Source organism: Pradoshia sp. Z4_20, from assembly GCF_058216035.1.
The window spans coordinates 444,784-457,161 of record NZ_JBZAJD010000001.1; the positions used below are offsets into that span (position 1 = coordinate 444,784).

Here is a 12,378-nt window from a genome sequence, read left to right on the forward strand (position 1 = left end):
CTCTCCTTACACAGTTATTTTCTTATTTAATAAATAGCGGCTTAATAAAATGGAGATAATGCCTAAAATACTGGCTGTAACGCTTACAATGATGATTTGCTCAGATGTATAAATGTAATTACCTATTTCTAATAATTCGATTAATATAATAGGTGCTGATAATACAGCTATAACACCTACACAGTATAGGATGGCAAGAATGATTCCTTTCCATTTAAAGCTGCGCTCAAGCAATATGGCCGTGAATAGGATGCTCAAAGCAATAAATCCTGCACCATAATATAAAACGAATTCTGTGAAGGTAGATGGGAGAATAACCGTAATAAATTGAGATCCCTTGATTAAGCTGCCAATCGATACCTCATGTAAATAATCCGCTGATATAAACCATTTCAAAATTTTTGATTCAATTAGAAGGAGTATCAATTGGATAGATACTAGTGAGAGTACAAGTAGCATTATAGCTGTTAATTTCGAAAAATAAATATTCATTCTTGATGTAGGAATCATTAATAAACGATAGATAAAGGATCCTTTACCTGACCAGTCACGGTACCAAATTAGAAAGATATATAAGAAGATGGCACCTGCACATAAGGCAATCGGACCATTAAACCAAATAGAATTCACATAATTGTCCATGCCATAATAACCAAATTCTTCAATAAAGACTTCTATAGGGACACCATTCGTTAATGATTTATTAGCGTCACTCATGTAGATGTTAGCTTCAATGATTAACCCGGCAACTTGTATAATAAAAACAGCAATAATCAATCCAAATAAAATTTTTGTAAATCGATTTAACTCCATATTCACAAGCTTAAAAAAGCGATTCATCCTCTATACACCTCTCTCATTACATCTACGACAGACTTACCTTCGTTATTTCGAACTTCTTCTGCATTAAATTCTTTATAAACGACTCCGTCATTTAACAAAACAACTTTATCAATGAGGTGCTCAATATCGTTGATTTCATGGGTTGTGATGATAACACCGCGGTCTTCAATCAGGTGGCTTGTAAAGACATCTGCTATTTGTTCACGGCTGAAAATATCGATACCGGAGAATGGTTCATCCATAAGAACATAATCAACATCCAGAGCCAATCCCAATAACAAATTCACTTTCGCGGTATTTCCTTTAGATAATGTTGAAATCCGTATGTTTTCATCCAATTTGAAAAAGCTCAATAATTCATCGGCGCGATCTTGGTTCCAACTCTCATAAAAATCATTCATAAAATCCATTGCCTGCATAATGGTGAAGTTCGAAAGCATCGTGAACGTATCTGGAATAAATGTGATTTTCTCATACGTATCCTTCGTTCTTTTAGTTCCGTTTATAAGAATTTCTCCACCATCAATAGGAGTAAGGCCCATGATGGATTTCATAATCGTTGTTTTACCTACACCGTTTATACCGATTAAACACGTGATTTCCCCTTTGTTGGCTGTGAATGATACATCATCCAATACGTTTTTTCTTCCAAATTTTTTCGTTACATTTTTTACTTCTAACATGAAATCCCCTCCTTACTCTTGTTCCGCATTATATTTTTCTTTGACAATACTCAACAGTTCATCTACTGGTAATTGAATCGGTTTAATTGCCTGAACAAAGGTATCAACGGCTTCAACAATGAGTTCCTGACGAACGCTTGACAATATGACCTTGTCGGTTGTGACCCGGCTTGGGAAATTTCTTTCTGTGTGAATCAATCCCTGTTCCTCCATTTCCTTATACGCTTTTTGAGCAGTATTGGGGTTTATTTTTAGAAGATTGGCAAGCTCACGTCGAGAAGGAATCTCCTCTCCGCTTGCAAGCCGACCGGTCGCTATTTGTTCTTTGAAGTAACGGACAACTTGTAAATATACAGGATCCCGGTTATTAAAGATGATGTTCATTAATTCATCTCCTATGGCTTTTTAACCAATTATTAGTGTGTGTACTATGTAGTTCATACACTTGATATGTGTACTATACAGTTAATACACTAAAACTGTCAATAGGATAGTAAAAAATTCCCTGAAATAGTTTTAAAACGTGTAATTATTTAAGAAGGGTCATGGCAAAATAATAAGGATTCTCTGGGGAAGGAGTTTACTTGTTATGCATAATACAGGCCTGGTTCTAGAGGGTGGCGGAATGAGAGGGCTATATACAGCTGGAGTTCTGAGGTATTTGATGGAACAGGATATATATGTGCCATATACAATTGGTGTTTCAGCTGGTGCATGTAATGGCTCTTCTTATATTGCACGGCAAATAGACCGTAATTATGCGGCGAATATCGATTATGTCTCACACCCGGAATACCTATCCTATAAACGTTTTCTGAAGAAACGTGAATTATTTGGAATGGACTTTATTTTTGATAAAATTCCAAATGAACTGGTCCCATTTGATATAAAGGCTTTTTGTGAAGCAAAGGAACAGTTTGTCGTGGGTGTTACAGATTGCGTAACAGGCGAACCTGTATACTATAGAAAAGAGCACCTAATAAAAGATATTACAACGATTCTGCGCGCATCCAGTTCGATTCCTTTTTTTGCTCCGGAAATCTCTTATGATGGAAGAATGCTGCTGGATGGCGGTGTTGCCGATCCAATACCGATACAAAAATCTCAAGCAGACGGGAATACGAAAAATATCGTTGTGCTTACTGGGAATAAAGGCTATATGAAAGCATCGTCGCTTGATTGGCTTGGAAAAAGAAAATATAAGAACTATCAAGGGCTGCTAAAGGCTCTTCGCAAACGGCATATCGTTTACAATGACACGATCCGCTATTTGGAGGAACAAGAAGAAAAGGGACTTGTCGTCATTATTCGTCCATTAGTGAAATCAGATGTCAGCCGTGTTGAGCGTAACCCTAAAAAGCTGAAAAAGCTGTACAATCAAGGATATGCTGAAGCCAAGGCTGCTTATGGAAAAATCAAACGGTTATTATAATAAAAACCCATCACTTAAATGGTGATGGGTTAACGTTTAGTATGAAATTAGGCTAATTCTGATTGTAAGTAATTCCAGATTAACTGGGCAGTATATTCAATAGAGCTGATATGGGTTCTTTCAAAAGCATGTGAAGCATCAATGCCGGGTCCAATTAATCCGTGTATGATATCATAGCCGGCACGGATGGCAGCAGAAGCATCAGATCCGTAAAAAGGATATATATCTACACGGTAATCAATCTTGTGTTGCTTTGCCAATTCGACTAAATGCTGACGCAGGCCATAATGATAGGGTCCGCTAGAATCTTTTGCACAAATGGAAACACTGTATTCATCCGTAGATTGTCCTTCTCCAATTGCTCCCATATCTACAGCCAGGTATTCAACAGTTTCAGCAGGAATGTTGGAGTTTCCGCCATAGCCTATTTCTTCATTATTTGAAATTAAGAAGTGGGTCGTATAGGGGAGAGTGATGCCTTCTTCTTTTAACTGTTTAATGATATACATCAGTATGCCGACACTCGCTTTATCATCTAAATGACGGGATTTAATAAATCCATTGTCTGTCAGTTCAACACGGGGCTCGAAGGAAACAAAATCACCTACAGAAATACCTAGACCTTCTGTATCCGTCTTGCTTTTTGTCACAGCATCAATTCGAACTTCAATCGTTGCATCCTCGCGTTTAATATCTCCCATTTTCTGATAAACATGGACAGAAGTTTGATTTAAAAGAATCGTCCCTGTAAACGTTTTACCTTCAGCTGTATGGATTTTACAATATTCGCCTTCAACAGAATTCCAACGAAATCCGCCGATCATCGATAATTTTAAACGCCCGCTTGGTTTGATTTCTTTCACCATAGCACCTAATGTATCTACATGGGCTGTTAGAAAACGGTGCTTTGAATCATCCTGTCCCTTGATTGTTGCCAATAGGGCACCTTTATTTGTTTTTACTGCAGGTATTCCTTGAGATTGTAAAAACTGTGCTACATGATCAATTACTTCCGTTGTATAGCCGCTCGGACTTGGAATGGATACAAGGTCTTTTATGTACTGGAAAATTTCCTGGCCATTGGCTTTCATGGTTCCGAATCACTCCTTTTTATGTATAGATTTATTATATACCTTTGTTAAAAAGTTGGACAATAAAGGCAGAAATAACTTGCTTTTTTAGCAGTAGGACTGTAAATTTATAGTTAAATAAATATTCTGAAAAATCTTATCAAGAGAGATGGAGGGACAGGCCCTGTGAAGTCTCAGCAACCGCCAATATGGAAAGGTGCTAATTCCTGCAGGAACAATCATTCCTGGCCGATAAGAAGGGACTCACTCTAATGAAAAGTCTTCTTCTTGAAGACTTTTTTCGTTTTTAAGCATATTTTTATTCACTGGGAAAATGAGTGGATGTAAGTAATTCGTAACTTTGATGGCAAATTAGAGCCGGATGAAGGTAAATCAGAGTAACTGTATTTCGGGGATTAATAAAGAGAGAGGGGTCATACATATGACAACAGTTAAAATCGAAACACTCTTAGCTCAAATAGGCAATCGAAGTGAAACACAAACAGGTACTGTTAATCCGCCAGTTTATTTTTCCACAGCCTATCGCCATAACGGAATAGGGGAATCAACAGGGTTTGATTACATAAGAACAGGAAACCCAACCAGAAAATTATTAGAGGAAGCAATTGCCGAGCTAGAGGGTGGTAAACAGGGATTTGCCTTTAGTTCAGGTATGGCTGCCATTCACTCATTGCTATGTTTATTTTCTCCAGGTGATGAAATAGCCGTCTCTGCCGATCTGTATGGAGGGACATATCGGTTATTTGAGCAAATATGGAAGACGTATGGCATCAAGTTTAACTATTGCCATACATATGAAGATTTCGCTGAATCCATTACGGAAAATACGAAGGCCTTCTTTATAGAAACACCGACAAATCCGCTTATGCAGGAAATGGATATTAAAGAAATTGCTCAACTGACCCAATCTAACAATCTACTGCTCCTTGTGGATAATACGTTTTATACACCCATTTTGCAAAGACCGATTGAGCAGGGAGCAGATATCGTTGTCCACAGTGCCACCAAATATTTAGCAGGACATAATGATGTATTGGCTGGATTAATTGTCTCAAAGAGTAAAGAGGTTGGTGCGCGCCTAGAAGAATATCAAAATGCAACAGGCGCTGTACTGCCGCCATTTGACTCCTGGCTTGTGATGAGGGGAATGAAAACATTGAGCCTAAGGATGAGGCAGCATGAGGAAAATGCTAAGATAATCAGCCGATTTTTAAGAGAAAGAGAAGAAGTGACAGATGTCCTTTATCCTGGTAAAGGGGGGATGATATCGTTCCGGCTGAAATCAGAGGAATGGATCAATCCATTTTTAAAAAGCCTTCGCATCATATCTTTTGCTGAAAGTCTGGGTGGAGTAGAAAGTTTAATGACGTACCCTGCTACACAAACACATGCGGATATCCCTGAGGAAGTGCGTACACAAAATGGAGTCTGTAATTGTTTGCTGCGCTATTCTGTTGGGATAGAGCATGCGAATGATTTGATTGATGATCTTATTCAAGCTTTTGAATCATTATCGGTTTAGGTTATTAGAAATTTGAACTTTACAGGCATTTAGGTGCATCATGAAGGATTCCAGAAGTAATACCTAAAAAGGATAAATTAGAAAATTATGCAAATTAACGACCCGTTTTGATATACTATACCAAAATGGGTCTTTGGGGAGAATGAAAATGGCTGAACTGGTGATTTCTATTAGCAATCTTCAAATGCATTATGGATCGAAAGAAGTACTTCGAGGAATTAATCTTGATGTAAACAAGGGACAAATTATTGGCTATATAGGTCCCAATGGGGCGGGGAAAACTACCACAGTTAAAATATTGCTCGGACTCCTTACAGACTATACAGGCTCAGTGAAGGTCTTTGATAAAGAGCTTTCTGAGGATAGGATTACCTATAAAAATAGAATTGGCTATGTGCCTGAATTGGCAGATTTATATGATGTATTGACTGCACGTGAATATTTGACTTTTATAGGTGAGCTTTATGGCTTATCTTATGAGCAGGCTGACCAAAAGGCTTTTAAACTAATGAGGCTATTAAATATTGAAGAAATGTATGATTCACGAATAAATAGTTATTCAAAAGGGATGAAGCAAAAGGTTCTATTAATTTCAAGCCTTCTTCATAATCCGGATATTTTATTTTTAGATGAACCTTTAAGCGGTCTCGACGCGAATAGCGTTATGGTCATTAAAGAATTGCTTGGACTGCTGGCAAGCGAGGGAAAAACTATTTTTTATTCCTCACATATCATGGATGTCGTCGAGAAAATTAGCAATCGAATTATTTTACTGCATGAAGGCAGGATTGTTGCAGATGGAAGCTTTGCAGAATTACAGGATGTTGGCAAGGAAGGAACTCTTGAAGAAATTTTTAACCAATTAACTGGTTTTACACAGCATCGTTCAATTGCCGAAGATATTGTATCTGTTGTTAAAGAGGATTAATAGATGAAAAAATTTATGAGTTTGCGTGTGTTGGATAGAGGACAAAAGCTCTTTCAGTGGATGGGAATTGATTATCCGGTTATGAGAAGAATTCTTCAGGTTAAGCTTACAATGGATGCCAGAAGAGTTCCAACTTTGATGAATGATGGGTCTGGAAATACAGGTAAGGATTCAAATCAATTTTTAAAATCCTTATGGGTTTATGCGCTTATGGGTCTAATACTGATTCCTTTTATTATTATGGGTGAAAATTATTTTTTCCAAATGAGTATGTTGTTTGCGGTATTTATGTTTTTTATCATTACATCTTTAATATCTGATTTTTCCCATGTGATGCTTGATATACGGGATCAGTCTATTTTATTGTCTAGACCGGTTGATGGGAGAACGGTCTCGGTGGCAAAGCTGATACATATTATTATTTACCTTGGCACAATAACCCTTATTTTTATTGCGCCTGCGTTCATTGCTGCTATTGTTACTCAAGGAATTGGCTTTAGTCTGTTATTTTTGCTGGTCATTATATTGATTGATATATGGATAGTCTTGCTTACTGCTTTAATCTACTTGGTTATTTTAAAGTATTTTGATGGAGAGAAATTAAAGGATTTTATCAGTTATGTACAAATCTCCTTGTCTATTTTAATGATTGTTGGCTATCAACTAACGGTAAGGATATTTGACCTTGTAGATAGGCAAGTAGAATTTACACCAACTTGGTGGAGCTATATTCTTGCGCCTATTTGGTATGCCGCTCCCTTTGAGGTAATACTAAATGGGAATTTTGCATGGCAATATATTCTCTTAATCAGCTTGGCTGTAATTGTACCGCTTGTTTCTGTCATTATTTATATTAAAAATGTTCAAAACTTTGAGCAGTATTTACAAAAGTTAACTAATCATACAGGAGCCTTATCGAAAAAGAAACGCAGTCATTTTTCAATGTTCCTATTACGAAATAAAGAAGAACGAGTCTTTTATCATTTCGCAAAAAACCTCATGAAAAACGAACAGGCGTTTAAACTGAAGGTATATCCATCTATTGGAATGGTTATTATTTTTCCGTTTATTACACTACTCAATCAATTCGGGGAAAATGGATGGAAAGGTATTCAAAATGGCAGCGGTTATTATACAATTTATTTCAGTGCGCTTATGATTCCAACTATTGCTATTGCACTCCGATATACCGATTCATATAAAGGAGCATGGATATACAGGGCCTCTCCATTACAGAGTGCTAAGTCTATCTTTATAGGTACATGGAATGCGGTTATGGCCAAGTATGTTCTTCCCATCTATTTGGCATATAGCTTTCTATTTATTCTTATATATGGAAGTGCTATCTTTTGGGATCTATTGATTGGTCTCTTTACGTTATTTATAATGGCAGTCCTGTCGTTCAGGACATATACAATTATATTGCCATTTTCTAAACCAACTTCTGCAACACAGGAGAATGAGGGGATTAAGACCGTTTTCCTGCTTTTCATTCTTGGCGTATTTGCAGGTTTTCACTTTCTTATAAGCAAGGTTGAGTATGGTTTATATGGATATGGGGGAGTCTTGCTGATCACAGCTATTCTTGTATGGCGATATGGATTTAGGATCGACTTTAAAGATTTAAAGGATTGATACGATTTTAATAACCACTGTGTTCGTATCAAAAAGCGCTGTTTATTTTATTGGTGGTTGACTTTCTTTAAAATCAAAGTAGGCATTTTGTAATACAATTTGATATTCTATACGTACGATAAGCGGATTTGATGGAAAATGGATAGGGGAGTGGAGAGATGAAAGCTTTAATCAATATAGATTATACAAATGACTTTATAGCAGATGCTGGCAAATTAACATGCGGTAAACCTGGAAAGGAAATTGAAGAGTACATTGTTACTTTAACAAAAAGATTCATTGAGGACAAAGATTTTGTTGTATTTGCTATTGATGTACACGATGAGAATGATCCATTTCACCCTGAAAGTAAATTATTCCCACCGCATAATATACGTGGTACCGAAGGTCGTTTATTATTTGGAAATCTTCAAAATGTGTATAATACTAATATTGGACAAGAGAACCTGCTATGGATTGATAAAACACGATACTCTGCCTTTGCTGGTACTGATTTGGAAATTAAATTGCGTGAACGCGGAATCACGGAATTACATTTAGTAGGAGTTTGTACAGATATCTGTATTTTGCATACAGCAGTGGATGCCTATAATAAAGGGTTTAAAATAGTAATACATAAAAATGGAGTGGCGAGCTTTAATGAAGCAGGTCATGAGTGGGCCTTATCCCATTTTGAAAATACGCTGGGAGCCAGTGTTTTGTAATTGAAGGAGGAAGTTTGATGACACATTATCCGGACGACAGCTTTGCTTTGCATACAGACCTATACCAAATTAATATGATGGAAACCTATTTTAAAGATGGGATTCATAATAAAAAAGCGGTATTTGATGTGTATTTCAGGCGCAACCCATTTAAGAACGGTTATGCCATATTTGCCGGACTTGAACGGGTGATTACATATATTAAAGACTTAAAATTTACAGAGAGTGATATTCAATATTTAAGGGAAGAGCTTAAGTATGACGAAGTATTCCTTGAATATTTAAAAGAACTGCGTTTTACAGGCACCATCAGAAGCATGAAAGAAGGCGAGCTCGTTTTCGAAAATGAGCCTTTAATGCGAATTGAGGCTCCGCTTGCAGAAGCTCAGCTGGTTGAAACAGCAATATTGAATATTATTAATTACCAAACTCTTATTGCAACAAAAGCATCACGTCTGAGTGTAGTAACTGGTGGTGAATCCCTGTTTGAATTCGGTACAAGGAGAGCACAGGAAACGGAAGCGGCAATTTGGGGAACAAGAGCCGCTTATATCGGCGGTTTTCAGGCAAGCAGTAATGTCAGAGCTGGCAAGAAATTCGGCATTCCGGTAGTAGGAACTCATGCGCACGCGCTTGTTCAGGCTTATCGGGATGAATATACAGCCTTCCGAAAATATGCAGAATCACATTATGATTGCACCTTCCTTGTTGACACCTTTGATACATTAAAATCAGGTGTGCCAACTGCCATACGAGTAGCGAAGGAAATGGGCGATAAAATTAATTTTAAAGCCATTCGTTTGGATAGTGGGGATTTAGCTTACTTGTCTAAGAAAGCACGCAAAATGCTTGATGAAGCAGGCTTCACAGATACATTAATTACGGCTTCCAATGATTTAGATGAAGCAACAATCCTGAACCTGAAAGCACAGGGCGCCAAAATTGATATGTGGGGTGTCGGAACCAAACTGATCACGGCCTATGACCAGCCAGCTTTAGGAGCTGTATATAAAATGGTCAGCATTGAAGATGAAAACGGCGATATGGTTGATACAATCAAAATCAGTGCAAATCCTGAAAAAGTGACTACTCCTGGCATGAAGAATGTGTATCGGATTATTAATAAGGAAACAAATAAATCGGAAGGGGATTATATTACACTCGAATATGAAAATCCTGCTTCTGAGAAAATATTGACTATGTTCCATCCTGTACATACCTTCATTAGCAAGGAAGTAACAAATTTTGATGCAGTACCACTGCATGAAAACATCTTTGTGGATGGGCAATTAGTGTATAAAACACCAGACTTGACGGTTATTCAACAATTTGCAAAGGATAACCTGGACTTGCTTTGGGATGAATATAAACGGTTCCTTAATCCGGAAAAATATCCGGTTGATCTAAGTCCAAAATGCTGGGAAAATAAACGGGTTCGTATTCAGGAAATAATGGAACACGTGAGAAAAACAGAAGCTGAAGTGAAAAACTGGAGATAATCAGCAATCCACCTTGCCAATAGACAAGGTGGATTTTTTGCTTTCAAAATAAATTTTAGGAAGGGAGTGCTTATACCTTGAAATGGAGACAATTATTTCGTGAGTATCGTAATATCCTTCCGAATGATTTAGAACAAGTTAGAATTAAAGGGATAAGATTACGCAAACGGCGAACCATGCTGAAAAAGAATGAATGTGGCTAAGAAATATTTAATGAACCTGGCATATAGCCAGGTTTTTATTTTTACTGACTAAAATCCGCTATAATATCAGACTGAATGTCGGTAAATGATGAAATGAGGGGAACGAAAATTATAAAAATAGGTTTCAGGATGTATGTTAGAACTTGACTTTTAAATATATAATATTGGAAACAAATGGAAGAGGGTGGGTGCATGAAAGTAGGTTCGTTGATTAAATATTATCGGACTAAGCAGGGATTAACTCAAAGTGAGCTGGTCGAAGGCATATGTTCTGTACCTCATCTAAGTAAGATTGAACATAATGAGAAGGAAGCAAATGACCAAACTATCCATTTATTATTACAACGTTTAGGAGCAGACTTAACGAATGTTTATGAACAAAATAATACGGTGAAAAGATTGCTGGATGAATGGATTGAATGCATCAATTATTTTCAGATTGAAGAGGCAAAAGAGATTGATCGGAAGTTAGATAGTTTGGTAGATTTCATTGCCTATACACCACATTTATTTTTATATGAATTGTATAAAATGAGATATTTATTATTTATTAAGGATACTAAAAAAGCCATTCAACACTATAAATGGCTTGATAAACATAAGAAGAATTTAAATTATCAGGAGCTATATTTGCTTCATTATTATCATGCTATTTGTCTGCTCATCCAAAATAAGTACAGACAGGCCAATGAAGTTTTAGAGGAATTAGTTTCTGCAAGCAGGGATGGGATGAGTGTTTCTGCGGATGTTTATTATCATTTGGCACTTGCTAAATGTCATATGGAACAGCATGGGCATGCTATCTTCTATGCTAACGAGGCACTAAATGCCTTTACTGCCCAATATAATATAAAGCGAATTATGCACACGCTTGTGATTCTCGGCATTAGTTATACCGATACAGGCATTTATGAGGTGGCAGCAGAGTGCTATAAACATTTGAAAAGAAATGCTGAGATCCTAAATGAATCGGCAACTTTATCGATTGCCTATCATAATATTGGCTATTTAAAGCAGAAAAAAGGAGAGCTGAGTGAAGCAAGAGACTATTATTATAAAGCTGTAAATTGTGAAGCGGAGAATGCCCAATCTTCTATGGTGAGCCTTTATGCTTTGGCAGAAACCTCTTATTATTTGGGAGAATGGGAACAGGCGAAAGAGTATTTACATCACTTAAAGAAGAAAGCTCAAGAAACCGGGTCTAAAATATATCAAATGCTGCCCAATTATTATTTATATATGATTCAGGGGGAAGAAGAAAGAGCGATTAGCTATTTAGAAGAGTATACCCTTCCTTATCTATATAATGGGGAATCTCATTATAATGATATTCGCAGTGTTAGTAAAATTTTGGCAGATTATTATAAGAAATCAGGAAAGTTTCAGAAAGCCTTGCAATATATTTATACAGACTACTAGTTAAGGAGGAGAATAGATGAAAAGAAAAGCTCCCATTTTGCCGCCAATCGTATAAATGGTGTCATTTTAGAGAGGGTCAAAAGGACTGATTGTCCAATCAATCAGTTCTTTTTTGTTTTCATTTTTGCATAATTAATTTAGTGGATTATTAAATTATCTGAAAATTTACATAAATTTTATTGGGAAAATATAATTCTACTAGGTACAAACACCTGTTTGTATTAATCGCCAAATAGGTCGCAAATAGGATAGAAAAATGTCGATAGGTAAGAAAAAGCGCAAAAAATATAGTAATTTGTCACAAAAACTAATCTGATAACTTGGGAAAGTTTTTTTATTTGACAAAATAGAAAATAATAATTCTGAATTAATAGTTAATTTGTTCCGTGTTCAAAGAAAAAAATAGCCACTATAATAAC

The 12,378-nt window shown here is 36.5% G+C and carries 12 protein-coding genes and 1 riboswitch; of the genes, 8 read left to right on the forward strand and 4 right to left on the reverse strand.

Features of this window, described 5'->3' with window-relative positions; translation table 11 throughout:
• Positions 1-6 precede the first annotated feature (6 nt).
• The 3 genes from AC4BHP_RS02145 to AC4BHP_RS02155 are packed head-to-tail and all read right to left on the reverse strand — an operon-like array spanning position 7 to position 1,910.
• Entirely contained in the window at positions 7-840 is an 834-nt protein-coding gene (locus AC4BHP_RS02145) for a hypothetical protein (RefSeq protein WP_066104800.1), read from the reverse strand.
• Entirely contained in the window at positions 837-1,526 is a 690-nt protein-coding gene (locus AC4BHP_RS02150; RefSeq protein WP_066104796.1) for an ABC transporter ATP-binding protein, read from the reverse strand. Before AC4BHP_RS02150 ends, AC4BHP_RS02145 begins: the two co-directional genes overlap by 4 nt.
• A gap of 12 nt (positions 1,527-1,538) precedes the next feature.
• Positions 1,539-1,910: a GntR family transcriptional regulator gene (locus AC4BHP_RS02155; RefSeq protein ID WP_066104793.1), complete on the reverse strand. Its 372-nt coding sequence runs from the start codon at positions 1,908-1,910 to the stop codon at positions 1,539-1,541.
• Positions 1,911-2,115: 205 nt separating this feature from the next.
• Here AC4BHP_RS02155 and AC4BHP_RS02160 point away from each other — a divergent pair, with 205 nt between their 5' ends.
• Positions 2,116-2,958: a patatin-like phospholipase family protein gene (locus tag AC4BHP_RS02160; protein ID WP_066104791.1), complete on the forward strand. Its 843-nt coding sequence runs from the start codon at positions 2,116-2,118 to the stop codon at positions 2,956-2,958.
• A gap of 47 nt (positions 2,959-3,005) precedes the next feature.
• Here AC4BHP_RS02160 and AC4BHP_RS02165 read toward each other — a convergent pair whose 3' ends face one another.
• A complete protein-coding gene (locus tag AC4BHP_RS02165) occupies positions 3,006-4,049 on the reverse strand; it encodes a M42 family metallopeptidase (RefSeq protein WP_148630075.1) in 1,044 nt (347 codons plus the stop codon).
• Positions 4,050-4,182: 133 nt separating this feature from the next.
• Positions 4,183-4,287: riboswitch (SAM riboswitch) on the forward strand.
• A 183-nt stretch (positions 4,288-4,470) separates the two neighbouring features.
• On the opposite strand from AC4BHP_RS02165, the gene AC4BHP_RS02170 reads away from it, so the two are divergent.
• From AC4BHP_RS02170 to AC4BHP_RS02200, 7 genes are all read left to right on the forward strand, one after another.
• Positions 4,471-5,571 (forward strand): methionine biosynthesis PLP-dependent protein, encoded by a 1,101-nt coding sequence (locus tag AC4BHP_RS02170; protein WP_066104782.1) that lies wholly within the window; start codon positions 4,471-4,473, stop codon positions 5,569-5,571.
• A 142-nt stretch (positions 5,572-5,713) separates the two neighbouring features.
• Positions 5,714-6,499 carry an ABC transporter ATP-binding protein gene (locus AC4BHP_RS02175; protein WP_066104780.1) on the forward strand — a complete coding sequence of 262 codons (786 nt, stop codon included), beginning with the start codon at positions 5,714-5,716 and terminating at the stop codon, positions 6,497-6,499.
• Between the two features lie 3 nt (positions 6,500-6,502).
• On the forward strand, positions 6,503-8,134 hold the full coding sequence (locus AC4BHP_RS02180; RefSeq protein WP_066104778.1) for an ABC-2 family transporter permease: 1,632 nt from the start codon (positions 6,503-6,505) through the stop codon (positions 8,132-8,134).
• A 158-nt stretch (positions 8,135-8,292) separates the two neighbouring features.
• A complete protein-coding gene (locus AC4BHP_RS02185; RefSeq protein ID WP_066104776.1) occupies positions 8,293-8,838 on the forward strand; it encodes a cysteine hydrolase family protein in 546 nt (181 codons plus the stop codon).
• A 17-nt stretch (positions 8,839-8,855) separates the two neighbouring features.
• Positions 8,856-10,337, forward strand: a complete 1,482-nt coding sequence (locus tag AC4BHP_RS02190) for a nicotinate phosphoribosyltransferase (protein WP_066104773.1) — start codon at positions 8,856-8,858, stop codon at positions 10,335-10,337.
• 77 nt (positions 10,338-10,414) lie between these two features.
• Positions 10,415-10,540 carry a hypothetical protein gene (locus AC4BHP_RS02195; protein ID WP_257469149.1) on the forward strand — a complete coding sequence of 42 codons (126 nt, stop codon included), beginning with the start codon at positions 10,415-10,417 and terminating at the stop codon, positions 10,538-10,540.
• 192 nt (positions 10,541-10,732) lie between these two features.
• Positions 10,733-11,959: a helix-turn-helix domain-containing protein gene (locus AC4BHP_RS02200; RefSeq protein WP_066104769.1), complete on the forward strand. Its 1,227-nt coding sequence runs from the start codon at positions 10,733-10,735 to the stop codon at positions 11,957-11,959.
• Positions 11,960-12,378: the final 419 nt, after the last annotated feature.